Annotated in this window: 21 protein-coding genes and 1 other annotated feature; of the genes, 10 read left to right on the plus strand and 11 right to left on the minus strand. The window is 70.3% G+C overall.

Annotation, left to right across the window (positions count from 1 at the left end):
• The first annotated feature begins 18 nt into the window (after positions 1 to 18).
• Positions 19 to 1,263 carry a threonine--tRNA ligase gene (gene thrS / locus BKA15_RS00240; RefSeq protein ID WP_179747607.1) on the plus strand — a complete coding sequence of 415 codons (1,245 nt, stop codon included), beginning with the start codon at positions 19 to 21 and terminating at the stop codon, positions 1,261 to 1,263.
• Here thrS and BKA15_RS00245 read toward each other — a convergent pair whose 3' ends face one another.
• Genes BKA15_RS00245 through BKA15_RS00270 form a run of 6 tightly spaced genes read right to left on the minus strand, consistent with a single transcriptional unit; the run spans position 1,264 to position 11,480 of the window.
• Positions 1,264 to 1,845: a hypothetical protein gene (locus tag BKA15_RS00245; RefSeq protein WP_179747608.1), complete on the minus strand. Its 582-nt coding sequence runs from the start codon at positions 1,843 to 1,845 to the stop codon at positions 1,264 to 1,266. It abuts the gene before it with no gap.
• Positions 1,812 to 3,638: a S8 family peptidase gene (locus BKA15_RS00250; protein ID WP_179747609.1), complete on the minus strand. Its 1,827-nt coding sequence runs from the start codon at positions 3,636 to 3,638 to the stop codon at positions 1,812 to 1,814. Before BKA15_RS00250 ends, BKA15_RS00245 begins: the two co-directional genes overlap by 34 nt.
• Positions 3,639 to 3,697: 59 nt before the next feature.
• Complete coding sequence (locus BKA15_RS00255) at positions 3,698 to 6,028, minus strand: S8 family peptidase (RefSeq protein WP_179747610.1); 2,331 nt, start codon at positions 6,026 to 6,028, stop codon at positions 3,698 to 3,700.
• A 20-nt stretch (positions 6,029 to 6,048) separates the two neighbouring features.
• Complete coding sequence (locus BKA15_RS00260) at positions 6,049 to 8,433, minus strand: S8 family serine peptidase (RefSeq protein ID WP_179747611.1); 2,385 nt, start codon at positions 8,431 to 8,433, stop codon at positions 6,049 to 6,051.
• Positions 8,434 to 8,454: 21 nt separating this feature from the next.
• Positions 8,455 to 9,006: an NUDIX hydrolase gene (locus BKA15_RS00265; RefSeq protein WP_179747612.1), complete on the minus strand. Its 552-nt coding sequence runs from the start codon at positions 9,004 to 9,006 to the stop codon at positions 8,455 to 8,457.
• A 44-nt stretch (positions 9,007 to 9,050) separates the two neighbouring features.
• Positions 9,051 to 11,480 (minus strand): polysaccharide lyase 8 family protein, encoded by a 2,430-nt coding sequence (locus BKA15_RS00270; protein WP_179747613.1) that lies wholly within the window; start codon positions 11,478 to 11,480, stop codon positions 9,051 to 9,053.
• Positions 11,481 to 11,581: 101 nt separating this feature from the next.
• Between BKA15_RS00270 and BKA15_RS34655 the strand changes: the two genes are divergently transcribed.
• From BKA15_RS34655 to BKA15_RS00280, 3 genes are read left to right on the plus strand one after another with little or no spacing between them, the layout of a single operon-like run.
• On the plus strand, positions 11,582 to 12,142 hold the full coding sequence (locus tag BKA15_RS34655) for a serine hydrolase domain-containing protein (RefSeq protein WP_218870997.1): 561 nt from the start codon (positions 11,582 to 11,584) through the stop codon (positions 12,140 to 12,142).
• On the plus strand, positions 12,139 to 12,390 hold the full coding sequence (locus BKA15_RS34660) for a hypothetical protein (protein WP_218870998.1): 252 nt from the start codon (positions 12,139 to 12,141) through the stop codon (positions 12,388 to 12,390). The genes BKA15_RS34655 and BKA15_RS34660 overlap by 4 nt, the downstream gene beginning before the upstream one ends.
• A gap of 34 nt (positions 12,391 to 12,424) precedes the next feature.
• Positions 12,425 to 13,594 (plus strand): anhydro-N-acetylmuramic acid kinase, encoded by a 1,170-nt coding sequence (locus tag BKA15_RS00280; RefSeq protein WP_312878775.1) that lies wholly within the window; start codon positions 12,425 to 12,427, stop codon positions 13,592 to 13,594.
• Between the two features lie 10 nt (positions 13,595 to 13,604).
• Here BKA15_RS00280 and mraY read toward each other — a convergent pair whose 3' ends face one another.
• The gene (mraY, locus tag BKA15_RS00285; RefSeq protein WP_179747614.1) at positions 13,605 to 14,699 is read right to left on the minus strand and encodes a phospho-N-acetylmuramoyl-pentapeptide-transferase; all 1,095 of its coding nucleotides are present in this window, start codon (positions 14,697 to 14,699) and stop codon (positions 13,605 to 13,607) included.
• Positions 14,700 to 14,911: 212 nt separating this feature from the next.
• Between mraY and BKA15_RS00290 the strand changes: the two genes are divergently transcribed.
• From BKA15_RS00290 to BKA15_RS37170, 3 genes are all read left to right on the plus strand, one after another.
• Positions 14,912 to 15,652 (plus strand): nucleotidyltransferase domain-containing protein, encoded by a 741-nt coding sequence (locus tag BKA15_RS00290; protein ID WP_179747615.1) that lies wholly within the window; start codon positions 14,912 to 14,914, stop codon positions 15,650 to 15,652.
• A gap of 22 nt (positions 15,653 to 15,674) precedes the next feature.
• On the plus strand, positions 15,675 to 16,436 hold the full coding sequence (locus BKA15_RS00295) for a TrmH family RNA methyltransferase (RefSeq protein ID WP_179747616.1): 762 nt from the start codon (positions 15,675 to 15,677) through the stop codon (positions 16,434 to 16,436).
• A 212-nt stretch (positions 16,437 to 16,648) separates the two neighbouring features.
• A complete protein-coding gene (locus BKA15_RS37170; protein WP_376766823.1) occupies positions 16,649 to 16,945 on the plus strand; it encodes a helix-turn-helix domain-containing protein in 297 nt (98 codons plus the stop codon).
• On the opposite strand, the gene BKA15_RS00305 is transcribed toward BKA15_RS37170, so the two are convergent.
• Positions 16,909 to 18,152, minus strand: a protein-coding gene (locus tag BKA15_RS00305) for an IS3 family transposase (RefSeq protein ID WP_179747618.1) whose coding sequence is annotated in 2 segments (ribosomal slippage) — positions 16,909 to 17,864 and positions 17,864 to 18,152 — 1,245 coding nt in all. Because the reading frame shifts where the segments join, the coding sequence is not laid out codon by codon here. The two genes, BKA15_RS37170 and BKA15_RS00305, sit on opposite strands and share 37 nt — an antisense overlap.
• Positions 17,737 to 17,865, minus strand: a sequence feature (AL1L pseudoknot). It overlaps the preceding gene by 129 nt.
• An 18-nt stretch (positions 18,153 to 18,170) precedes the next feature.
• Between BKA15_RS00305 and BKA15_RS00310 the strand changes: the two genes are divergently transcribed.
• The gene (locus tag BKA15_RS00310) at positions 18,171 to 19,196 is read left to right on the plus strand and encodes an IS30 family transposase (RefSeq protein ID WP_179747619.1); all 1,026 of its coding nucleotides are present in this window, start codon (positions 18,171 to 18,173) and stop codon (positions 19,194 to 19,196) included.
• Positions 19,197 to 19,473: 277 nt separating this feature from the next.
• Here the strand turns inward: BKA15_RS00310 and ku are convergent, their stop codons facing one another.
• The 3 genes from ku to BKA15_RS00325 all read right to left on the minus strand — a co-directional run bounded on the left by ku (position 19,474) and on the right by BKA15_RS00325 (position 21,946).
• Positions 19,474 to 20,406, minus strand: coding sequence for a non-homologous end joining protein Ku (ku, locus tag BKA15_RS00315; RefSeq protein WP_179747620.1), 933 nt, complete (start codon positions 20,404 to 20,406; stop codon positions 19,474 to 19,476).
• Positions 20,407 to 20,416: 10 nt separating this feature from the next.
• Positions 20,417 to 21,037, minus strand: a complete 621-nt coding sequence (locus BKA15_RS00320) for an L-threonylcarbamoyladenylate synthase (protein WP_179747621.1) — start codon at positions 21,035 to 21,037, stop codon at positions 20,417 to 20,419.
• A gap of 63 nt (positions 21,038 to 21,100) precedes the next feature.
• Positions 21,101 to 21,946: a PP2C family protein-serine/threonine phosphatase gene (locus BKA15_RS00325; protein WP_312878776.1), complete on the minus strand. Its 846-nt coding sequence runs from the start codon at positions 21,944 to 21,946 to the stop codon at positions 21,101 to 21,103.
• 92 nt (positions 21,947 to 22,038) lie between these two features.
• Here BKA15_RS00325 and BKA15_RS00330 point away from each other — a divergent pair, with 92 nt between their 5' ends.
• On the plus strand, positions 22,039 to 22,944 hold the full coding sequence (locus BKA15_RS00330; RefSeq protein WP_179747623.1) for an aminoglycoside phosphotransferase family protein: 906 nt from the start codon (positions 22,039 to 22,041) through the stop codon (positions 22,942 to 22,944).
• Positions 22,945 to 23,121: 177 nt separating this feature from the next.
• The gene (gene metG, locus BKA15_RS00335; protein WP_179747624.1) at positions 23,122 to 24,603 is read left to right on the plus strand and encodes a methionine--tRNA ligase; all 1,482 of its coding nucleotides are present in this window, start codon (positions 23,122 to 23,124) and stop codon (positions 24,601 to 24,603) included.
• Positions 24,604 to 24,610 lie beyond the last annotated feature (7 nt).

Raw genomic sequence — 24,610 nt, forward strand, 5'->3', positions numbered from 1 at the left:
AACCCGAGGAGCATGATCATGATCGACAACGACGCGAGACCGGCGGTCCGCGACCATCGCGAGATCGGCCGCGCGATGGGCGTGTTCGCCGGTCATCCGGACGTTGGTGCCGGGCTGCCGCTCTGGCTGCCGGCCGGCGCAGTGATCCGGCACGAGTTGGAGCAGTTCGCCCGGGAGGTGGCGCTGGCGTCGGGCTGCCAGCCGGTCTATTCGCCGGTGCTCGGCAAGCGGGCCCTGTTCGAACGGTCCGGGCACTGGGAGAAGTTCAGCGACGACATGTTCCCGCCGATGCCGGTCGGCGGTGATCAACTCGTGCTGCGGCCGGCCAACTGTCCGCACCACGCGATGATCTACGCCGCCGAGCAGCACAGCTATCGCGAGCTGCCGGTGCGCTACAACGAGTTGGCGCCGATGTTCCGCTCCGAACCGTCCGGCTCGCTGAGCGGGCTGAGCCGGGTCCGCCAGATCGACCTCGACGACACCCACGTGTTCTGCCGGCCGGACCAGCTGCGGGACGAGGTGGTGCTGGCACTCGACGCGCTGCTGGACGCGTTCGCGGTGCTCGGCATCGACGTGGAATACCTCCGGTTGTCCTGCCGGGACGACGGTCCCGGCTATCTCGGCTCGGCCGACCAGTGGCGGCAGGCCGAGGACGAACTGCGGGCCGTCGTGTCCGGACGCGGGCTGGACTGGCGCGAGGCTCCGGGCGAGGCGGCGTTCTACGGGCCCAAGATCGACGTCCAGGTGCTCGACGCAGCCGGCAAGGAGGAGTCGATCGCGACCGTACAGCTGGACTTCAACCAGCCGGAGCGGTTCGACCTGAGCTACATCGGCGAGGACGGCGCCGCGCACCGGGTGCTGATGATCCACCGCGGCATCATCGGGTCGATGGAGCGGATGGCGGCGTTCCTGCTCGAGGCGTACGACGGGCGACTGCCGCTCTGGCTGGCGCCGGTCCAGCTCTGTCTGCTGCCGATCTCCGCAGCTCAGCGCGACGCCGCCGACGACGCCGTCCGGTTGCTCCGCGCCGCCGGGGTCCGGGTCCGGGTCGAGCCCGACGGCAGCCTCGGCCGGCGGATCCAGGAGTCACGATCACGGCGGGACGCGCTGATCGGCGTGATCGGCGCGAGTGAGGCCGGAGCCGGCGAGATCATGGTGGACGACCCTGCCTCCGGTTCCCGGGCGCGGCTCAAGATCGCCCGGCTGGCCGAGTTGATCATGGAAGCGGTCGGGCGGCGAGGCCGGCGGGTGCTGCTCGCGTGATCAGCGGGGCCGGACCACGACGGCGGCGACGTCCTCGGCGAGCACCACCTCGCCGTGCCCGGCCGGCCGTTTCCGGACCAGCGAGTAGCCGCTCGGCATCGGCCGGGATCCCTTGTCGAGCGGACCTGCCAGCAGCTGGAGCTGCTCCCCGTCGGCCGGGCTCCAGACCCCGGCCAGGCACGTGTGGTCGACCCACGGCGTCCGGCCGGCCGTGTCGCTGGGCCGGAACTCCGCCTTGGGCAGCCGGGTCGACAGCGCGACCGGACCGCCGCGCTGCGGGCACCCGGGCGGCCTGGTCTGGCCGGTGATCATCCAGCCCGCCGCGAGGTCGGCGCCCTCGAAGTGCAGCGAGGTGGTCGCGCAGGACATTCCGCCGCCCGGCGCGAGCGCCTGAGACCACGGAGTGCGGCCGGCCGCCGCCCGGGTCAGGTCGATCAGCCAGAAGGCGAGGTGCTGCCGGCACTGTACGGAGCCGGACAGGGCGACCCAGCGGCCGTCGGCGGAGGCGGCGACCTGGCCGATCCCGTCCGCTTCCAGCCGCAGTTTGATCACCCGGCCGTCGGGACGGACCGCGTGCACCACTGGGCGTCCGTGCCGCCGACGTTCATGGTGATCAAGGCGCTGTCGCCGGCCGCGCCGACGATCTTGGCCGGTCCGATGTCGGCCGAGTCGAGCCCGGTCCCGGACGTGGAGCCGTTGATCTTGAGGCTTCGGGCGTCGTACCGGAGGATCTCGATGCCGCCGGCACCCTGCAGCGTGAGCAGTTCGCCCTTGCTGTTGAAGGCGACCCCGAGGCAGGTGCAGCCGGTCGACTGCTGCTTGCCGGTGCGCGCGTCGGCGACGGTCAGCACCTTGCCGTCGGTCGCCGCGAACCAGTCGCCGTCGGCACTGAACGCCAGCTCCGGCCTGGTCGCCCCGAGCGCCTGGACCTCGATCGACAAGCCGTCGGTCAGCACCAGGTCGGTCCGATGGCTCCCGCCCTCCTCGGTGATCGTCGCCGCGGCGATCACCGGCTTCTCGCCCGGCGGCGGCGCCGGCGGATGATCATCGAGATACTTGGCTGCGGCCAGGATGTCCAGCCGTCCGTAGCCGTACTCGTCGTTGCGCTGACCAGGCTCGAGGTCGAGGCCGGCCTGGTTCGCGCTCATGATCAAGGCGATCCTGATCTCTGCCGGCGACGCGTCCGGGTGCCGTGCGGCCAGCAGCGCCGCCGCCGCGGCCACGTACGGCTCCGCGAACGACGTGCCGTGGCTCCGGCAATGCGTCCGCGGCCGTTCCTGATCATTGATGCAGGTCGAGACGAGTCGCGGGTCGCCCGGCACCGGCCCGTCGTCGCCGGCCCCGCCCGGCGCCACCAGCTGCACCGTCCGGTTGATCGGCGAATAGCCGGCCCGGTCGCCGTCGGTGGTGGCACCGACGCCGAGCACCGTCGGTTGGTCGGCCTGGCCGAGCACGTCGTGGCGGCGTCCGCAGTAGTCGTCCCGGAGGAGCCAGCTGCCGCAGTTGCCGACCGCGGCGACCGCCACCACCCCGTTCAGTTCCGCGTAGGCGTAGGCCGCGTCCAGCATCGAGGAACCATGATCGGTGGCGGAGACGCTGAGCACCCGGGCGCCGTGGTCGACCGACCAGATGATCTCGTCGTGGATGCCGGGCTGGTTCGGCGGCCAGCCCTCTCCGTCGCGGTAGTACTGGACGTCCAGCAGCTTGGCGTTCGGGGTGATCCCGGTGATCCCCTGCCCGTCCGCGGCCGCGGCGACGATCCCGGCGTTGAAGGTGCCGTGGTCCCGGTGGTCCTTCGCGCCGAGCACCGTGTCCCGGGTTGCGACCACTCGGCCGGCCAGCTCGGGATGCGACGCGTCGACTCCCGCGTCGATCATGGCGACCCGGATCTCCGGGGCGCCCTCGGGCCACAGGTCGAGCAGCCGCTCCCCGCCCAGCGACTCTCGTGCCTCCTGTTCGAAGGACCGGCCCTCGCCGCTCTCGTACCTCCCGTAACCCGGCGGCGCGGTCTGCCGCACCCGGTCGGCGGCGACCACGTCAGGCTCGGCCCGCAGCTCGGCGATCACGCGGTCGGCCTCGGTCTCCGTCGTGGCTACGGTCGCCGAGACCAGGCACCGTTCCTGCAGCCGGAGCACGCCGATGGCGACCTCGCCGGAGCCGTCGGGCCGCGGCGCCGGACGCTCGGCACACGCAGGGTCGGGATGGGCCCGTTCGACGAGTTCCTTGCGGAACGGGCGTTCCTGGCGCGGCGGCGGAGGCGGAGCGGCACCGTCACCCATGATCACCACTGCGGCCGCGGCGATCACCGACAGCGCCACCCCGCCCGCCAAGATCGCGATCAACCGGCCGCGGCGGCCGGTTCGCTGCTCGTTCACGGGCGATGAGTCTGCCGCATTCGTCCGCTACCGGCCAGGATTCGCCTCAGCACAGGGATTCAGCGAGTCCGGACGGCGATCTCGTCCGCCTGCTCGGCGAGATTCTGCTCGCCCTCGCCGTTCGGCTTCAGCAGGACCAGCGTGTACTTCAGCGGCAGGGCCGAGCCCAGGCTGCCCCGGGCCCGGACCTGCGCGCCGTTCTTCAGCGGCCAGACTCCCGAGGCCGTGCAGTCGAGATCCTTCCAGGGCAGGTCGACGGGGTCCCGGCTCGGCGTGAACTCGCCGATCGGCAACCGGCCCGTGACCGGCACCTCGCGCTCCTGGCCGGGCTTCAGGCAGGCGGGCTTTCGTTGCATGTTTTGGGAGCCGAGCCAACCGAGGTGGAGGGCCTTGTCGCCGTCGAAGTGCGCCAGCATCGAGGTGGCACAGAAGATGTCGTCGTACCACAGCCACTTCGTCCAGGGTTTGCCGGTCGACCGGGTCTTCTCCACGTCGATCACGCGCGGACAGGACTGGGGACTGGATGCGACGACGAACCGGCCCGTGGCCGAGGCCGCCACCATGGTGTACGCCAGCCCGCCGCCGTCCAGCTCGGTCGCGGTGCTGTCCGGCCAGACCCCGACCAGCCGGTTGGCGTACTCGCCCTGGCTCAGCGTCACCAGCGCCACGTCGCCCGCGGCACCGACGAGCTTGGCCGAGTCCAGTCCCCCGGACAGCTTCGGGGCGTAGGTGGTGCCGGTCCAGTCGGCGGTCATCGGGTCGTACTGGGCGATCTTGAGCCCGCCGTGCGTCTGGGCGGCGAGCACCTGGCCCTTTGTGTTGAACGCGACGCCGCTGCAGCCGCATTCGGTCGACTGCTGCCGTCCCGTGTACGCGTCGACGACGGTCAACGTCTTCCCGTCGGCGGCAGCGAACCAGGCTCCGTCGGCGCTGAACGCGAACGCCGGGGTCCCGCCCTGGCCGAGCTGCTGGACGGCGAGCTTCTTGCCGTTGTCCATGATCAATTCGACCTTGCTACCGGTTCGGGCCGCCGCGGTGATCACCGGCTGCTCCGGCTGCGGCTGCGGCGGATGATCATCGAGATACTTCGCGGCGGCGATCACATTGAGCTTGCCGTAGCCGAACGCGTCATTGCGCTGCCCGCGTACGGTCTCGATCGGGTCGGTGGTCGTGATCAAGGCCTGGCGGATATCGGCCGGGCTCGCTTCCGGATGCCGGGCCAGCAGGATCGCCACCGCACCGGTCACGAACGGTGCCGCGAACGACGTGCCGTCGTTCACGCACAGCGATCGTGGACCGGCCGTTCGGGTGACACACGTGGACAGGATCGCCTCGCCGGGGGCCATGATCATCACGGTGCGGTTCTTGGACGAGAAGCCGGCTTTGCGGTGCTCCTCGTTCAGCGCGCCCACCCCGAGCACGGTGGGCTGGTCGGCCTGACCGGCAATCTGGTTGCGGCCGCGCTTGCAGGGATCCAGCGGATCCGGCGCCGTGCCCGGGGGATCCGGCACGCTCACCGTCCAATGCCCGCAATTGCCGACGGCCGGGACCAGAACGACGCTGCTCAACTCGGCGTACTCGTACGCGGCCCGGAGCAGCGAACTGTCGTTGGCCCCAGAGGACAGGTTGATCACCCTTGCACCCTGGTCGACGGCCCAGATGATCTCGTCATGGATCCCGGACTCACCCACCGCCACCCCGTCGCGCCAGTACTGGGCGTCGAGCAGCTTCGCCTTCGGCACCAGGCCCGTCACCCCCGTGCCGTCTGCGGCGGACGCGATGATGCCGGCGACCGCGGTCCCGTGGGACTCGTACCTGTCACTGCCGAGCACGGTGTCCCTGATCGCGATCACCCGGTCCCCGAACTCGGCCTGCTTCGGGTCGATCCCGCTGTCGACGACGCCGATCTTGATCTCCGGTGCGTCTGCCGGCCACAGGTCATGGAGCGCCGCGGCACCGCCGAGCGCGTCCAGCCCCCACTGCTTCTCCTCGACCCCGTCCACTGCGGGACGGATATCTCTGGGCTCGGCCGGCGGCTGCGGCACGTCCGCGCGATCGGCGGCGACGACGTCCTGCTGCTGCCGCAACTCGGCCAGCCTGGCCGCGGCATCGGCTTCCGCGACCACGACGGTCTCCGAGATCAGGCAGTGGCCGCGGAGCCGGATCACGCCGAGCTCGACGTCGCCCGAACCGGCGGGCTTCGGCCGCGGAACCTTCGCACAGCCGGGCTCGGGCCGGGCCTGCTTGATCAACTCGATGTTGACCGGAAGCTCCTCCCGGTCCGGTTGTGCCGTCGGCTGATCACCGACAATTCCCACCACCGCGATCACGGCGACGACGACGATCACGACACCGAGCGCGATCGCTCCGATCAACCAGAGACGCTTCACGTCGGGTCAGTCTGCCAGGCTCAGCGCGGTCGGACGACGATGACCTCGGCGCGCTCGGCCAGCTCCCGGTCGGGCTTGCCGCCCGGCTGGACCCGGACCAGCCGGTAGTTGTACGGCGTCCGGTCGGTGGACGGCATCAGCGGGCCCGGCTCCAGCCGGAGCTGCTCGCCGTTGGACAGGTGCCAGACGCCGGCTGACCCGCAGGTGAGCTTCGCCCACGGATCGTTGGTGTAGGCGTCGGACGCCTCGAACTCGCCGATCTCGAGGTGCGAAGCGACCGGCTCGCTGCCCAGGTTGTCCTTGCTCGGCTTCGGGCAGCTGTCCCGTACGCCGTCCGTGGCGGCGATCCAGGCGGCGTAGAGCTTGTTGCCCTCGAAGTGCAGTGAAGTCGCCGCGCAGGACAAGATCGCCGACGGCGTCAGCCACTTCGCGTACGCCCGGCCAGCCGCCCTGCTCCGCTCCAGATCGATCAGCCGGAACTGGCGCGGATCGTTGTAGCAGTACGGCATTCCGGCGGCGACCACGTACCGGCCGTCGGGTGAGGCGGCAACCCTGCCGATGCCCTCCTGCGTGCTGAGCAGTCTGATGGTCGTGCTGTCCGGCCAGACCGCCACGAGCTCGTCGAGATTGACCTGCTCAGGTCCGACGGCCAGCAGGGCGACGTCCCCGGCGGCCCCGACGATCTTGGCGGCCCCGCTCTCGCTCGGGTGGAGCTCGGGCGCGTACGTGGTACCGGTCCAGTCGGTGGTCAGCGGGTCGTACTGGGCGACCTTGACCGAGCCGCCGCCGACCTGGGCGGTGAGCACCTGGTTCTTCGTGTTGAACGCGACCCCGCCACAGTCGCAGGCGGTCGACTGCTGCCGTCCGGTGTACGCGTCGACGACGGTCAACCTCTTCCCGTCGACGGCGGCGAACCAGGCGCCGTCCGCGCTGAACGCGAGGTCCGGCGTCGCGCCTTCCGGATCCAGCTGCTGCACCGCGATCTTCTTGCCCGAGTCCAAGATCAATTCGGTACGGTGAGCGGCGGACTCGATCCCGGTGATCTGGGCCGCGGTGATCACCGGCGGCTCGGGCAGCGGCTCCGGCGGATGATCATCGAGGTACTTCGCGGCGGCGATCACGTTGAGCTTGCCGTAGCCGTACTCATCGTTGCGCTGGCCGCGTTCGGTGCCGACCGGGTCAGCGGTCATGATCAACGCCTGCCGGACGTCGGCCGGCCGGGCTTCCGGATGCCTGGCCAGCAGGATCGCCGCCGCACCGGCCACGAACGGCGCGGCGAACGAGGTGCCCGTATCCGTACACAGGGTGCGTGGCCCCGCCTCCGTGGTGACGCAGGCGGACAGGATGTCCTGGCCGGGCGCGCTGATCATCACGGTCCGGTTCGCGGTGGAGAAATCGGCCCGCTCGCCGTCCTCGGTGTGCGCGCCGACGGCGAGCGCGGTCGGCTGGTCGGCCTGGCCGGACACCGCGTTCGGCCGGGCACAGTTCTTGCGGTCGTACTCGCGCTCCCAGGGCAGTGTGATCCGCCGGCCGGTGCCGCCGCAGTTGCCGGCGGCCGGGATGATCACCACCCGGCTCAGCTCCGCGTACGCGTAGGCGGAGCGAAGCAGCGAGTCGTCGTGGGCGCCGGCCGAGGCATTGATCACCCGGGCGCCCTGATCGACCGCCCAGATGATCTCGTCGTGGATGCCCACCTCGCCGACATCGTCACCGTTGCGCCAGTACTGCGCATCGAGGAACTTCACGTTCGGTGCCACCCCGGTGACACCGGTGCCGTCGTCGGCGGCCCCGATCACGCCCGCCACGGTCGTTCCGTGGGAGGCGTAGTCGTCGGTGCCGAGTTCGGTGTCCTTGACCTTGATCACCCGGTCGCCGAACTCGGCATGCCCGGCGTCGATCCCGCTGTCGACGACGCCGACCCGGATCTCCGGTGCGTCGTCGGGCCAGAGGTCCCGGAGTGCCGCCGCGCCACCCAGGCTGTCCAGGCCCCACTGCCGCTCCGGTTGCCCGTCGACGGCGGGATGCGGGTCCTCCGGCCGCCGCGGCGGCGGCAGCGCGGACTGCACCCGGTCGGCCGCCACCACGTCGGGCTGCTGGCGCAGCTCGGCCAACTTCGGCTCCGCGTCCGCAGCGGCGACCAGCACGGTCTCCGACACCAGACAATGACCGCGCAGCCGGATCACCCCGAGGCGCACGTCTCCCGCTCCGGACGGCTTCGGCCGCGGCACCTTCGCGCAGCCCGGATCGGGATGCGCCTGCTCGATCAGTGCGCTGTTCACCGGGAGGTCCGGCCGGTCCGGCTGCGCCGCCGGCTGGTCGCCGACGACCCCGACCACCGCGATCACGGCGACGACCATGATCACCACGCCGAGCGCGACCGCTCCGATCACCCAAGGACGCTTCACGGCCGCTCAGTCTGTCAGGCCTCAGAGGATCCCGGTCAACACGGCAAGCCGTACCACGTCGGCGTGGTCGGGGTCGTGCTGCTCCAAGAAGTCGATCGCCCGGTCGGCCGGCAGCGTGTGCACGCCGGTGATCTGCTCGGCGTCCGGCGGGCTGGTCGGAGCCGCGACGACGGTGGCCGGCGCGTGCGCGTACGCCCAGTAGCCGAGCGGATGCGCGAAATGATCACGATGCGGCACCGGGTCACCGCTGACCGCGACGTGCGCCCCGAACACGACCGGCGGGCCGTCCAGCCGCAGGCCGGCCTCCTCCATCGCCTCCCGGTGGGCCAGCTCGTCGACCGACTCCCCCGGCTCACGGCGGCCGCCGGGCAGGAACCGCCACCCCTCCACGCTCTCGCAGACGACGACGCCGCCGTCCGCGGTGATCGCCAACAGGTGCAGCCGGTTGATCGCGTCGTCCGGGACCGGATCGACGGTGAACGTGATCTCGCAGTTGGCGTAGTCGATCCGGCTCGGCGCGAACAAGCGCGGCAACCGGGCGGCCAACTCCTCCGGCGCAGGTCGTACGGTCATGGACCGCATGCTCTCACGCCCGCCCGGCGGCGGGCCCGGCACCGTCAGGGCAGCCGGACCCGGATCCGTTGGGTGCCGCCGGCCCGGTCCGCCAGCGAGGCGAACTCGATCACCAGCCGACCACCGGTGCTGATCTTGGTCACCGTCTCGGGCTGGTCGATCACCGCGGCCACCGGCCGGTCCCAGGTGATCGTCAGGCCGGTGCCGGACCGGGTCGGATCCGAGACGCAGATCAGCGCCGTCCGATCGTCGCCGCCCCGGACCATGACCGAGGCCGGCCCGGACGAGGCGAGCGATCCGACCCGGGCCGCCGCCCAGAAGTTCGCCGCGGTCAGGCCGAGGTGAGCGACCTCGATCCCCTGAGCCGCAGCCGAATTCGCCATGATCTTGATCCGGCCACGCTGCGCCGGACCGGCCAGTTCCGCGGTGCGCTTCGCCGTGGCACCGGGCAAGATCAGGTACGCGTAGTCGGCACCGGCCGGGTCGACCCCATGATCGACATAGAGAGCGAGATACCGCCGGGTGATCGCGTCGGTCGGCCCGCCGTTGTTGATGTCCCGCCACCGCCCGGTCCGCCGCTGGTCGAGGGCGGTGACCCGGACCGGCGCCGGGAACACGTAGCCGGCGTGGCCGTCGAGATGGGCCCAGCGGGGCCGGCGCAGCCGGGCCGGCACCCCGTCGGAGAGCGCCAGCCGTTCGCCGTCGACGACCAGTCCGGCGTCGTCGTCGACCTGCCGGTTCTCGATCACGGAGTCGACCTCGTGGCCGTCGCCGGCCTCGATGCCGGCGCCGAGGCAGACGATTCCTTCGTCCAGGCTGAACCAGGACTTCCGGGCCCGCATCGTCGACTCCAGCCCACGGACCTCCTGGCCGGCCACCCCGAACTCGCCGTCGGTGCAGCCGCCGGCCCAGGCGGTGTCCGGTTTCGCCGCGCCCCAATTCCCGCCGGCGCCGTCCGGCAGCGGCTTCAGCGACGTGGTCGTCCCGGCCAGCCGGTACGGGTCGACGGTCGGCCAGAAGGCGTCGGAGAACTGGCCGATCGTCGCGTCGGTCCACCACTGCAGCCAGCCCGAGCCGGTGTGGTAACCGCGCAGATTCTCCCCGTTGCCCACCTCGTAGTACGAGATCCGGCGGGACGACATCGAGATCGCCGCCGCCCACCCCGGCCGGCGGTGCGTCACCCGGTCCATGCTGCCGAAGACCCGGTGCTCGACCGGCTCCGGCGCCGGCGTGATCGCCGCGTCGTCCATGATCGACTTCAGGTTGCTCAACCGGACCAGCGGCTGGCGCGGATCGGTCAGCGGCGGGGCGACGTCGTTGCGGTCCAGCCAGCCTTTGATCATGGAACGCCACCGGGCGGCCCGCTCCGCGTCGACGCCGTCCGCGATCACCGCGATCGCTCCGAGCACCGGAGTGCCGCGGCCGAACTCGCTGCTCCCGCTGCGGCTGATCCCGCGGCCGGACACGTTGTCCATCATCAGCCCGTTGAAGATCAACGGCGCCGTCGCCGTGTCGATCGTGGCCAGGAACAGCTCCCGGTTCGGGTCGACGATCTCCCACTCCGACCCGGACAGCAGCGCGAACGCCCAGCCCAGCCCGGCGATCAGCACGGAGCCGTAACCGCCGATGTAGGGAACGGTGGTGTGCTGGATGAACGAGCCGTCGGCGTAATAGCCGTCCCCCGTGATCACGTACGGGAACACGGGCGAGAACGCGTCCCGCGCGACGGCCATCCGGGCCGCGTCATCGGTGAGCAGGGCGCCGCCGATGATCGCCCGGCACAGGTCGACCCGGTTCGCCCCGGTGCTGGTGCCGGTGTAGTGGGCGACAGCGTCATCGGGAACGTAGCGTTTGATCGCCGCGGCGTAGCGGGCTCGTTGATCAGCGGTCAGCTGGTCGAAGATCAACGCCGCGGTGCTCGCGAGCCGTTGCGGCGAACCGATCTGGAAGTCCCACCAGTTGCCGAACCTGGGCCGGTCGGCGCCGTACACCTCCGCGTCCAGCTGATCGAGCCCGGCGATGATCTTGCCCAGCACGGCCGCGTCGCCCGACATCGTCGTGCCCGACCTGACATAGGCCTCGGCGAGCGTGAGCAGCCGCGTGTAGGAGCTGGTGACCCGGGCCGAGTAGCCGAACGACTCCGGGTCCGTGTCCGGCTTCGGATCAGCGTAGTCGAGGTCCGGCCAGAGCGCTCCGGGGCGTGGCGCGAACGTGTCGGCGTAGCCCGACGCCGTGGTGATCATGGTCGCCAGTGCGGACTTGAACGGTTCGGCGGTCGCGTCGAACGGCGGGCCGAGATGCAGCGCGCGGAAGCGATCACGGAGTGCCTCGAAGCCGGTCGCGGCGGCCGCGGTGAGCGGGTCCAGCGGGCGGGCCGCCAGCCAGGCGGTACCGGCGAAACCCGTACCGGCGAGGGCCAGCACCCGGCGCCGGGACCAGACGTCCGGATGGTTCTGCGGAGTGTCGTTGATCATGGACGGAGCTCCTTCTCTGACATCACTGTCACGGGCTGTACGTCGGCGGGCGCACCCGTCCAAGGCTAAAAGCAGTTGCCGTCGTCGGCTACCGTGACGCCGTGTTGCCAGCCCTGTTGCCACGGTCGACGCCGGCAGCGTGCGGCGTGTCCTCCCGGTCGATCGCCGAGCTGCTCGACCGGCTCGACGACGGAGCTGTCGAAGCTCATTCGATCATGATCGTCCGCCGCGGCCACGTGGTCGCCGAAGGCTGGTGGGCACCGTACTCGGCCGATCGTCCGCACCTGTTGTATTCGCTGACGAAGTCGTTCACCTCGACGGCGGTGGGGCTCGCGATCGCCGACGGGCTGTTGTCGTTGGACGACCGAGTGGTGGACGTCCTGCCCGATCACGTTCCGGCGGAGATGGCCGACCAGGGCCGCCGGCTCACCGTTCACCATCTGCTGTCGATGACGGCCGGGCACCCGGACGACAGCCTCAACGCGACCACCTACGTGCTGGCCCGGATGGTGGAACGCGTGACCGGCCGCGGCCTGCCGGAGTTCCTGAACGCGCGGCTGTTCCGGCCGTTGGGCATCGACCACGCCGAGTGGGACCGGGTGGCCGGCGGCGCCGCGTTCGGTTCCACCTGGTCTATCCGGAGCACGACCTGGTCGTCGTGACGACCGCCGGCGACGGGCCGGACGGGACGACGACCGCCGCCGTCCACGACTGCCTGCTGCCCGGCATCGATCACCCGGACGACGCCGCGGACGACGATCGGCTGGGCCGGCTGGCGTTCCCGATGGTGTCGGCACCGCCGATCCGGGACGGTCGGGCGACCGCGACCTGGAGCACCGTGCCGCTGACCAGCCCCGACCTGATCCTGCACCTGCGGGCGCCCTTGCTGACCCGGCCCGACGTCGCCTAGGAGGGCCGGCAGGTTTGTCGGTTACGGTGACTCAGTGCCGCTACGGGTGATCGGGATGATGTCGGGGACCTCGTTCGACGCGGTCGACGCCGCAGCGGTCGAGCTTGCGTTCGACGGGGACGTGATCGTGCTGCGGCCGCTCGGGCTGATCTCCCGTCCGTACCCGGAACCGCTCCGGGCGGCGATCACCGCCGCACTGCCGCCGCACCCGGTCGACCTGGAGACGGTCTGCCGGCTGGACACCGAGATCGGCCGGTGCTTCGCCGACGTCGCCGCCGCGGCCGTCGACGAGTTGTGCGACGGCCGGGCCGACCTGGTCGCGTCGCACGGGCAGACCGTCTACCACTGGGTCGAGGACGGCGCCGCCCGCGGCACCCTGCAAATCGGCCAGCCGGCCTGGATCGCGGAACGGACCGGGCTGCCCGTGGTGGCCGACTTCCGGACCCGCGACATCGCCGCCGGCGGCCAGGGCGCTCCGCTGGTCGGGCTGCTCGACGTGCTGTGGCTGCGGTCCCGGCCCGGCAACCCGGTCGCGCTCAACCTCGGCGGGATCGCGAACATCACCGTCGACCTCGGCACCGACCGTCCGCTGGCGTACGACACCGGGCCGGCCAACGCCCTGCTCGACGCGGCGGTCCGGGCCGTCACCGGCGAACCGTATGACCGCGACGGGGCCCGGGCGGCCCGCGGCCGGGTGCTGCCGGAGGCGCTGCACCGGTTGCTCGCGGCGCCGTACTATCGCCGGCTACCGCCGAAGTCGACCGGCAAGGAACTGTTCCACCTCGGCCATCTCGACGGCATCCTCAGCCTGGACGAGGACTCCCTGGACGACGCGCTGGCGACGCTGACCGAACTGACCGCGCGCACCGTGGCCGAGGCGATCCTGCGGCACGACCCGACCGAGGTGGTCGCGGCCGGCGGCGGGCTGCGCAACCCGACGCTGGCCGGCCGGCTGGCGGCGCTGCTGGGCCCGGTGCCGCTGCGGTCCGCCGACGAGCTCGGGCTGCCGTCGGCGGCCAAGGAGGCGATCCTGTTCGCGCTGCTCGGCTTCCTCACCGTGCACGGGCTGCCCGGCACCCTGCCGTCGACGACCGGAGCCCGGCACCCGTCCGTCCTCGGCTCGATCACCCCGGGCCGCCGACCGCTGCGTACGCTCGCCGAGCCGGTGCCGCCCCGCGCGCTCGAGATCCGGCCGGCGTCCTGACCGGCCAGGCTCAGGTGCCGAGCCAGCTGACGTAGAAGATGCCGACGCCGATGATCATGAAGACGCCGGCGATGATCCAGAACCGGATCGTGATCGTCACCTCGGCCCAGCCCTTGAGCTCGAAGTGGTGGTGCAACGGACTCATCAGGAAGATCCGCTTGCCCTTGGTCAGTTTGAAGTACGCCCGCTGCACGATCACCGAGCCGGTGATCACGCAGAACAGTCCGCCGATGATGATCAGCAGCAGCTCGGTCCGGCTCAGCACGGCCAGCGCGGCGAGTGCGCCGCCGAGGCCGAGGGCGCCGGTGTCGCCCATAATGATCTTGGCCGGCGGCGCGTTCCACCAGAGGAAGCCGATCAGGCTGCCGGACAGGGCCGTCGCGACGATCGCCAGGTCGAGCGGGTCCCGGACCTGGAAGCAGGCGTGCTCCAGCGACCTGGTCGCGCTCTGGCAGGCCTGGCTGGACTGGAAGAAGCCGATGAAGATGAACGCCGACAGGGCCAGGATCGTCGAGCCGGTGGCCAGGCCGTCCTGACCGTCGGTGACGTTGACCCCGTTCGAGGTCGCGACCGCCAGCAGGTTGATCCAGATCAGCACCAGCACGACGCCGACCAGGCCGAGCCCGGCCAGGTTGAGCCACGGGATGTCCCGGGTGAACGAGATCGCCGTCGACGCCGGCGTCAGCCCGGTCAGCGGGTCGGCGAACTGCAACGCCAGGATCGCGAACAGGGTGCTGACCGTCACCTGGCCGGCGATCTTCTGCCAGCCGGTCAGGCCCAGACTGCGCTGCAGCCGGGTCTTGGTGAAGTCGTCCAGGAAGCCGACGATGCCGTGGCCGACCAGCATCAGGATCACCAGCAGGGCGCTCGGCGAGATCGGCACGCCCGGGCCGACCAGGTGCCCGATGAAGTAGCCCACCAGCGACCCGGTGATGAAGACGAGCCCGCCCATGGTCGGCGTGCCGCGCTTCACCTCGTGGGTCGTCGGGCCGTCCACCCGGATCGGCTGGCCCCAGCCCCAGCGGGCGTACAGCCGCATCGCGACCGGCGTGACCAGCAGGCTGAACAGCAGGCCGACAGCGCCGGCCGAGAGCAGAGCGATCATGCGGAGGCGACCACCCGGACCGTCGTAGCGGCGAACTTGCTGAGCGGCAGACCGGGCCAGGACGTCATTGCGCCGATGTTAGTGGTACCCGACGGCGGACGGATGACGCCGCACCCGGAAACCGACGATCCGCCCTGCTCAGAGGCGTGTCCAATGAGACGGAATCACGATTTCCGGTACCAAAATCACGAAAAGGCCGCAGAATGTACCGGGTGATCGACTTCCAGCTCGTCGACCTCGCCCGCGCGCTGGTCCGGGATCGCTTCCCCAACCTCCGGGCCGCCTGGCTGGGCGGGAGCTTCGTGTCCGAAACCGCGACGCCCACCTCCGACCTCGACCTGACCGTGTTGCTGCCCGGTCCGCCGGCCCCCTATCGCTCCGCCGAGCGGTACGAGGGTTATCCGGTCGAGTTCTTCGTCCAGACCGAGGACTCGCTGACGTACTTCTGTGAGCAGAGTCTGGAGAGCCGTCGGCCGTCCACGATCCGGTTGATAGGCGAGTCGATCGTCCTCGCCGACAGCGACGGCTCCGGCGCCATCTGGCAGCGGCGCTGCCTGGACTGGTTGCGGACCGGCCCCGAGCCGCTCAGCCAGTCCGAGTTGGACTCCCGCCGGTACCGGATCACCGACCTGCTGGACGACCTGCGCGGCGCCACGGACCAGGACCGGATCGGGATGATCGGCACCGGTCTGCTGGAATCCTCGGCCGACCTGCTGCTGGCGGGCTCGAAGCGCTGGGTCGGCCGCGGCAAGGCGCTGGTGACCGAGTTGGAGCGGTTCGACGCCGAGACCGGCAGCCGCTGGCAGGACGACCTGCTCGGCGCCGCACGGTCCGCCTGGACCGGCGACCCCGGCCCGATCGCCAAGCTGGCGGAGCAGATCCTGGACCAGTTCGGCGGCCCCTTGTTCGAGGGCTACCGGGCCGAGGCGAGGATCCCGCCCGCGTCCTTCTGAGCCCCGGCGTAGGCTCTCCGCCATGCCCAGGGCCGACTCACCGAAGGACCGCTTCATCACCGTGTACGGCCATCGGCCCGTGCAGGCGGCCCTGGACGACCCCGGCCTGGCCATCGACAAGGTGATGATCGCCGACGGCGAGCGCGGCCCGGCGGCCCGCCAGATCGAGTCGACCGCCCGCGACCGCGGCGTCGAGGTGCAGCGGGCCCCGGCGCACCGGATCAAGCTGCTGTCCGGCAACGGCAAGCACGACAACGGGGTGCTCGCCGACGTCATCGCCCCCGGCATGCGGACACTGGCCGCCGCTTTGGACGGACCGGACCGGCCGAGCCGGATCTTGCTGCTGGACGGAGTGCGTACGCCGAGCAACGTCGGCATGATCCTGCGCACCGCGACCGCCGCCGGCCTGGACGGCATCGTCGTCCCGCACCGCGGCGTCGCCAGCATCGACCCGCTGGTGATCAAGGCCTCCGCCGGCGTCGCGTTCCGGGCACCCGTGCTGCGGTCGGGCACCGCGGCCGAGGCGGCCCGGCAGCTCCGCGACGCCGGCTTCCAACTGGTCGGCCTCGCCGCGTCCGGTGATCATTCGATCTTCACCGTGGAACTCGGTCCGGCCGTCGCGCTCGTTCTCGGCAGCGAGACCGACGGCGTCACCCCGCACGTCGCCGAATTGATCACCGACTGGGTCACCATCCCGATGCCCGGCCCCGTGGAGTCGCTCAACGTCGCCAGCGCGGCAGCCGTCGCCTGCTTCGAACTCGTCCGCCGCTCAACCGCGCCCTGAAGCCAACCCACCACCCTGCCCTGAGCCTGTCGAAGGGCCAGGGCACATCCGGCCTGGCCTTTCCGCCTTGCTCAGCCCGGATCCACCGACCCCGTTCGTGAGATGTCGCGATTTCTCTTGGCATCGACCGCAACGGCCGGCGGGCTCAGACGGTCGTCGCAACAACGATCTTGGAGGTTGTTGTGGCGGTCGATGCTGGTTTGCGGGCGCGGGTGTTGGAGTTGGTGGCGGCGGGCGAGTCGTGCTCGGAGGCGGCGCGCCGGGTCGGTGTTAACCGGCGGAGCGCGATGCGGTGGGCCAATCTGGCGGGCATGGAGTTGCAGCCGGGTCGGATCGGTGGGATCCCTGGGGTCAGTGCGTTTCGGCGGTCGCCGCGGTCGCGGCAGCCGCGGGTGCTGCCCGAGGGTGACTATCTGGATGAGAACGGCCGGTTGAACCGCCCCGGGTTTTCCGGACGCTTCGGGTTGTGTCTCTACCCGGTCGGGCTGAGACGGTTTCTTGCAGCGTAGTACGCGGTTTCGACCTCGATGGGTGTGAGGTCGTCGATGGCTTCGTGGGTGCGTTCGTGGTTGAACCAGTGGACCCAGTGCAGGGTCTCGATCTCGACATGATCAACATTGCGCCAAGGCCCGCAGCGTCGGATCATTTCGCTCTTGTAGAGGCCGATCTGGGACTCGGCGAGGGCGTTGTCGTAGGCGTCGCCCACTGAACCGACGGAGGGGTCGACGCCGGCCTCGATCAGCCTGCTGGTGAAGGCGAACGAGGTGTATTGGGAGCCGGCGTCGGTGTGGTGGACCAGGCCGGTGAGGTCGGTGATCCCGGCTTGATGGCGGGTCCAGAGCGCGTGTTCGAGGGTGTCCAGGACGAGTTCGGTGGTCATGGTGGTGGCGGCTCGCCAGCCGACGATCATCCGGGAGTAGACGTCGATGATGAACGCGACGTAGACGGTGCCGGCCCAGGTCGGCACGTAGGTGAAGTCGGCGACCCAGAGCCGGTTCGGCGCCGGCGCGGTGAAGTCCCGGTCGACCAGATCAGCCGCTCGGGCTTGCTTGGGGTCGGCGATCGTGGTTCGCACCTGCTTGCCCCTGAGTGCGCCGTGCCAGCCGTTTTGTGCCATCAACCGCTCGACCGTGCACCGGGCCACGTCGTGGCCCTGTCGGCGCAGATACAGCCACAGCTTCCGAGCACCGAACCCGTCGACGAACCGCTGCTGCCGGGCGGTCTTGATCAACTCGACGATCTCGGTGTCTCGTAACGCCCGCCGAGATGGCGGCCGGTTACGGGCCTCGTAGTAGGTGGACGGGGCGATCTTGATCCCGTGCTCGGTCAGCACGCGACAGATCGGCTCGACCCCGAACCGGTCCCGGTGTTCGTCGATGAACACGATCAGTACCTGGGTGGGCGGTCGAGCTCCGCCGCGAAGAAAGCCGACGCGCTCTTGAGGATCTCGTTCGCTCGGCGCAACTCGGCGTTCTCCTTCTTCAACGCCTTGATCTCAGCGATTTCCTCGCTGGTCTTGCCCGGCCGCTGACCATGATCAACTTCGGCCCGGCGGACCCACTTCCGGACGGTCTCGGCCGACCCGATCCCGAGCTGGTCCGCGATCGTGCGGATCGCTTCGAACTCGGACGGGTAAGCGCCGCGCTCCAGCGCCTCAGCGACCAGCCGGACCGCACGCTCCCGCACCTCGCGGGGATACTTCGACGGACGTGCCATGACTTCATCCTCCAACTAATGAAGCCTCCCGACACCCCGGGGCGGTTCAGGTTGACGCTGGCCGGGCGGGTGGTGATCGCGATCCGGCTCCGGGAACGCCGGCGGCATGCTGCGATCGCCCGAGAGCTGGGGGTGCACCGGTCGACGGTGAAGCGTGAGGTCGAGGCCGGCAGCGTGGACGGTCGTTACCGGTGCAAGATCGCTCAGCGGCGGGCCGACGAGCGGCGGCGGCGGCCGAAGTCGGACCGGGTCAAGCTCAGGCCCGGGACCGAGCTGTGGGACGAGGTGATCGCCCGGTTGAACGCCAAGCAGTCACCCGAGCAGATCGCCGGCAGGCTGGCCCGAGACTTCGCCGGGCGTGACGCTATGCAGGTGAGCCACGAAACGATCTACCAGGCCCTGTATGTCCAGGGCGCCGGAGCGTTGCGGCACGAGCTGGCCGTGGAGAAGGCGTTGCGGTCGGGCCGGACCAGCCGCCGTCCCCGGTCCAAACTCGGACCACGGTCCAACCGGTCCTGGATCGGCGAGGCCAAGATCACGGCCCGACCAGCCGAGGCCGCTGACCGGGCCGTGCCCGGCCACTGGGAAGGCGATCTGATCATCGGCGGTGACCAGCGCTCGGCGCTGATCACCCTGTTCGAACGCAACACCCGGTTCTGCCTGATCAGCCGCATCACCGTCCATGACGCCGCGACCGTGACCGACCGGCTCACCGAGATGGCCGCCCGGCTCCCCGCAGCGTTGTGGCGATCGTTGACCTGGGACCAGGGCGTGGAGATGGCCGAACATGCCCGGTTCACCATCGCGACCGGTTGCCCCGTGTTCTTCTGCGATCCCCACTCGCCCTGGCAACGCCCGACCAACGAGAACGGCAACGGACTGATCCGAGAATTCTTCCCCAAAGGCACCGACTTCACCAAGATCACCGACCAGCAAGTCGCCGAAGTCGAGCGCCTGCTCAACACACGCCCCCGCAAAGTCTTGAACTACCAGACCCCCGCTGAGAAGCTTGATCAACTACTCACTGTTGCGACAGCAGCTTGAATCCGCCGCCCGATGCAACGTTGCACTCCCCGATGCGAAGAGAAATCGCGACACTCCGGCCCGGCCGTGCGCGCATCACTCCCGTTCACCGCGCCCGTTGCGTCACGCTCGGAGCCCCTGCAGCACCGAGCGGACTGCTTGACCGGGGAACCTCGCCCGGAATCGAGGTCCCATCGTCCGCTCGGCGAGCCGCGCGCCCGCACCTTGCCGCGACAGCCGCGACTTCGGCCCAGCCGCTTCGGCGGGGTTCGGTTGGATTCGGCTCAGGGAACGTTCGTCAGCTGGCCTTCTTCTTCGCCGCCGGCTTCTTGGCTGAGGACTTCTTGGCAGCCGTCTTCTTGCTGCTCTTCTTCGCCGACGACTTCTTGGCAGTCGTCTTCTTGCCGGTCGTCTTCTTGGCCGCCTTCTTCCCGGTACGGCGACCGCCGACCGACTCGACGCTGCGCCGGAGCGCCTCGACCAGGTCGATCACCTCGGCGCCGGGCTCGCCCTCGCCCTCCTCGACGCCGAACGTGGCCGCCGTGTCCAGGGCCTCACCCTCGGCCTTCTTCGCCTCGATCAGGATCCGCAGCTGCTCCTGGTACTCGTCGGTGAACGCGTCCGGGCGGAAATCGCCGGACAGGCTGTCGATCAACGACGAGGCCATCTTCTTCTCCTGCTTGGTCACCGAGGCGCTCGACGACAGCACGTCGAAGTCGGCTTCGCGTACCTCGTCGTCCCAGAGCAGGGTCTGCAGCATGATCACCTTGTCCCGGACCCGCAGCGCGGCGAGCCGCGTCTTCTGCCGTAGCGCGAAGGTGACGATCGCGGTCCGGTCCGATTCGGCGAGCGCGTCCCGGAGCAGCTTGTACGGCTTCACGGCAGCCTTGTCCGGCTCGAGGAAATAGCTCCGGTCGAAGGTGATCGGATCGAGTTGATCACTCGGCACGAACTGCGACACGTCGATCGATTTGCTCCGCTCCTCCGGCAGCGAGGCAAGATCATCTTCGGTCAGGACGATGGTGGTGCTGCCGTCGTCGTAGGCCTTGTCGATGTTCTCGTACTCGACGATCTTGCCGCACACCTCGCAGCGCCGCTGATAGCGGATCCGGCCGCCGTCGGCGTCGTGCACCTGGTGCAGCGACAGGTCGTGGTCCTCGGTCGCGCTGTACAGCTTGACCGGCACATTGACCAGACCGAACGAGATCGCGCCCTTCCAGATCGACCGCATCGCGGCCTCCTCACTCGAACGGGGCCGGGTTGCCCGCCCCGACCCGGACCACCTCCGGCGCTCCGTCGGAGAAGTCGATCACCGTCGTCGGCTCGGCGCCGCAGTCACCGGAGTCCACGACCGCGTCCAGGTCGGGGTCCAGCCGGTCCTTGATCTCCCAGCCCTGGGTCAGCGGGTCCTCCTCGCCGGGCAGCAGCAGGGTGCTGGACAGCATCGGCTCGCCCAGGGCGGCGAGCAGCGCCTGGGTGGTGGTGTGGTCCGGAATCCGTACCCCGACGGTCTTCTTCTTCTGGTGCAGCATCTGCCGCGGCACCTCCTTGGTGGCCGGCAGGATGAACGTGTAACTGCCCGGCGTGACCGCCTTGATGCTGCGGAACACGGCGTTGTCGATGTGGACGAACTGGCCCAGCTGGGCGAACTCCCGACAGACCAGCGTGAAATGGTGTTTGTCGTCCAACTGCCGGATCCGCCGGATCCGCTCCAGCCCGTCCCGGTTGCCGAGCTGGCAGCCGAGCGCGTAGCAGGAGTCCGTCGGATAGGCGATCAGCGCGCCGTCGCGTACCAGGTCGACGACCTGTCCGATGGCGCGGGGCTGGGGATTGTCCGGGTGCACATCGAAGTACTTCGCCATCGTCCGACCCTAGTAGAAAAGCCGGCGCGCGGGAATGGCGACCGGTTCGGCCGCGCGACCTGGCTAGGCGCCCATCCGAACCGGCGCTGAGGACAGCCGGACCGGCGTCGGATCGATCAGGTTGTCCGGGCCGCAGGCGCCGACGAAGTGACCGTGCCGGCGGATCAGTGGACCGGTCTCGACCTCGCCGATCACGCAGGTGATGTTGTCCCGCCCGCCGCGGTCCACTGCCGCCGCGATCAACGCCTTCGCCGCGTCGTCCAGGTCGTGGATGTAGAGCAGGTCGGCGATCTGCTGATCGTCGACCAGGTCGCTCAGGCCGTCGCTGCAGATCAGCAGCCGGTCCCCCACCATCAGCTCCAGCTCGCACAGGTCGGGCACCGGCGGCTGCCGGTCGTCGACCGCCTGCAGCACCACGCTTCGGTACGGGTAGCTCAGCGCCTCCTCCTCGGTCAGCTCGCCGGTGTCGATCAACCGCTGCACGAGCGTGTGATCATGACTGAGCTGGGTCAGGAAGCCGTCCCGGAGCAGGTAAGCCCTCGAGTCCCCGACGTGTGCCATGGCGCAGGTTTCGCCGTCGGACATGATCGCGGTCAGCGTCGTGGACATCCCGCGACGCTCCGGATGCAACTCGGCGTCGTCGCGCAGTTGCCGGTGGGCGACCTCGATCACCTCGGCCAGGAAACCGGTCAGATCGGGATGATCATGAACGATCGCAGCCGAACTCAAAGCAAATGCCGTGCTCGCCGATGCGATCTCCCCGGCTGCAGCGCCGCCCACGCCGTCGGCGACCAGAAGCAGATACGGGCCGGCAAAGCCGGAATCCTCGTTATGCGGGCGGACCAGACCGACATCGGTTCGGGCGGCGTACCTGAACCTCAAGCGGTCCGCCTCCGTCATGAGCGGCATACTAACCCGCCCGGCGGCGTTGATCGAGACTGTCGCCGCGTCGGCGCGTTAAGACACTGTGACGATGATCGCACTCGCTTAGTCTTCGGCTCATGTTCACCTTGCCGGACCGGGTCCGCGACCGGGCGTGTTCGCTCGGGCCGAGCGGCGCCGCCTGGTTGGCCGGGCTGCCAGACCTGGTGGCCGGACTGGCCGCCGACTGGGCACTCACCATCGGCGAACCGCTGTCCGGTGGCAGCGCGTCGCTGGTGCTGCGGGCGACGGACGGAAACGGTGAGCCGGTGGTGCTGAAGCTCGGGCAGCCGGACGGCCCGCTGGCCGAGCAGGCCGACACGCTGCGCCGGGCCGGCGGTCGCGGCTACGCCCGGCTGCAACGCTTCGACGAGGCCCGGAACGCCTTGCTGGTGGAAGGTCTCGGGCCGTCGCTGGAAACGGCCGGGTCATCGCCGGAGCGCACCATCGAGGTGCTCTGCGCCCTGCTGCGGGAGGCCTGGCTGGTGCCCCGGCCGGCCGCTCCGCCGGGCGCGCCGGAGAAGGCCGCCTCCTTGGGTGCGTTCATCGGCGAGGCCTGGCCGGCGCTCGGGCGGCCGGGTCCGGAGCGGGTGATCGAGACGGCTCTGGGGTACGCGGAGCGGCGCGCGGCCGCGTACGACCCGGACCGCTCGGTCGTGGTGCACGGCGATCCGCATCCGGCCAACGCGCTGCTCCGCCGTGGCGACGGATACGTGTTCGTCGACCCGGACGGCTTCCTCGCCGATCCCGGCTACGACCTCGGCGTGGTGCTGCGGGACTGGCTCCCCGAGCTGGCCGGGACGGACGATCCGGACGCGCTGCTCCGCGGGTACTGCCGCTTGCTGGCGCGGCGAGCCGGGGTCGACGCCGAGGTGATCTGGGAGTGGGGCTTCCTGGAGCGCGTGTCAACCGGTCTGTACTGCCTGCGCTACGGCGCGCCGGAGCTGGGCCGCCGGTTCCTCGCGTCGGCGGAGCGGCTGCGCTGACCGTACCGGCGGAAAAGGGTGGGCGGCTGCGGGTGCGACCTGGTTAGGCTGGTCGACATGTTCCGCACGCCGATCATGATGACCCCGCCCACGGGGTAATCCGGCCTGCGCCCATCCACCCCGCGGCATCGCGGGGTGGCCGAACTCCGAGGTGTCGCCACCTTCCGGGAGTTCACGATGACTGTTTACCTGACCACCTCGATTCCGTACGTCAACGCGCGGCCCCATCTCGGCCACGCCCTGGAGTTCGTCCAGGCCGACGTGCTCGCCCGGCACCACCGCCACCGCGGCCGTTCCGTACGCCTGCTCAGCGGGACCGACGACAACGCCCTGAAGAACGTCACCGCCGCCCGCCAGGCCGGCGTGGACCCGGCCACCTTCGTCGCCGAGAACGCGGACGCCTTCCAACGGCTGGCCGAGCCGCTCGGGCTGAGCCTGGACGATTTCATCCGGACCGGCAGCGATCCCCGGCACGCGCCGGGCGTGCAACGGATCTGGCGCCGCTGTGCCGAGGCCGGCGATTTCACCCGGCGCACGTACCGCGGTCTGTATTGCGCCGGCTGCGAGCAGTTCTACGTCGACGATGATCTTGTCGACGGCCGCTGCCCCGAACACGGCGTCGAGCCGGAGCCGGTCGAGGAGGAGAACTGGTTCTTCGCCCTGAGTCGGTACGCGGCGGCGATCCGGACCTTGATCAGCTCGGGCGAGGTGCGGATCGAGCCCGAGCCGCGGCGCAACGAGATCCTCGGCCTGATCGACGCCGGGCTGCCCGACGTCAGCGTGTCCCGCCCGGCCGCGCGCGCCGACGGCTGGGGCATCGGCGTGCCCGGTGATCCGGGTCAGGTGATCTACGTCTGGTGGGACGCCCTGGCCAACTACCTGACCTCACTCGGGTATGCCGACGACGGCCCGGACTACCGGCGCTGGTGGCAGAGCTCTGCCGAACGGATCCACGTGATCGGCAAGGGCATCGTCCGGTTCCACGCGCTGACCTGGCTCGGCCAACTGCTGTCCGCGGGACTGCCGCTGCCGACCGCGATCTTCGTCCACGACTACCTCACCGTGGACGGCGCCAAGATCTCCAAGTCCACCGGCGGTTCGGCCGATCCCGCAGCGGTCGTTGATTCGTACGGAGCTGACGCGGTGCGTTGGTGGTTGGCCGCCGGGGTGGCCCGGATCGGCGACACCGACTTCACCGAACGAGCCCTGATCGAGCGGCACGACTCCGACCTCGCCAACGGCGTGGGCAACCTGGTCAACCGAACCGTCACTCTGATCAATCGGCGGCGGTCCTGCCGGCTGGGCAGTTTGGACCCGGATCCGGGTCCCGCCGGAAGCAACCTGCTGGCCGGAGCCGAAGCCCTGCCCGGCAAGATCGACGCGGCGCTCGCCCGCTTCGACCTGCGAGCGGCGACCACGGCGCTGATCGACGTCGCCCGTACCGCCAACCGGTATCTCCAGCAGACCGAACCCTGGCGACTTCCGGAGCCCGACCCGAACCTGGACCTCATCCTGGCCACCGCCCTCACGGTCTGTCGGACCCTGGCCACCGAACTGACCCCGTTCGTCCCGGACGGCGCCGATCGCCTCCATCGCCAACTCGGCACCGGCCACACCGTCGGCACCCCCGAAGCCGCCTTCCCCCAACTCGCCGACTGACCCCGGA

The organism is Microlunatus parietis (assembly GCF_013407955.1).
Lineage (GTDB): Bacteria > Actinomycetota > Actinomycetes > Propionibacteriales > Propionibacteriaceae > Microlunatus > Microlunatus parietis.

Excerpts from the sequence above, each read along its gene's own strand:
- BKA15_RS00310 (WP_179747619.1), top strand. The coding sequence starts at position 18,171 with ATGAAGCCTCCCGACACCCCGGGGCGGTTCAGGTTGACGCTGGCCGGG.
- thrS (WP_179747607.1), top strand. The coding sequence starts at position 19 with ATGATCGACAACGACGCGAGACCGGCGGTCCGCGACCATCGCGAGATC.
- BKA15_RS00270 (WP_179747613.1), bottom strand. The coding sequence starts at position 11,480 with ATGATCAACGACACTCCGCAGAACCATCCGGACGTCTGGTCCCGGCGC.
- BKA15_RS00325 (WP_312878776.1), bottom strand. The coding sequence starts at position 21,946 with ATGCCGCTCATGACGGAGGCGGACCGCTTGAGGTTCAGGTACGCCGCC.
- BKA15_RS00265 (WP_179747612.1), bottom strand. The coding sequence starts at position 9,006 with ATGACCGTACGACCTGCGCCGGAGGAGTTGGCCGCCCGGTTGCCGCGC.
- mraY (WP_179747614.1), bottom strand. The coding sequence starts at position 14,699 with ATGATCGCTCTGCTCTCGGCCGGCGCTGTCGGCCTGCTGTTCAGCCTG.
- BKA15_RS00320 (WP_179747621.1), bottom strand. The coding sequence starts at position 21,037 with ATGGCGAAGTACTTCGATGTGCACCCGGACAATCCCCAGCCCCGCGCC.
- ku (WP_179747620.1), bottom strand. The coding sequence starts at position 20,406 with ATGCGGTCGATCTGGAAGGGCGCGATCTCGTTCGGTCTGGTCAATGTG.
- metG (WP_179747624.1), top strand. The coding sequence starts at position 23,122 with ATGACTGTTTACCTGACCACCTCGATTCCGTACGTCAACGCGCGGCCC.
- BKA15_RS00330 (WP_179747623.1), top strand. The coding sequence starts at position 22,039 with ATGTTCACCTTGCCGGACCGGGTCCGCGACCGGGCGTGTTCGCTCGGG.
- BKA15_RS00295 (WP_179747616.1), top strand. The coding sequence starts at position 15,675 with ATGCCCAGGGCCGACTCACCGAAGGACCGCTTCATCACCGTGTACGGC.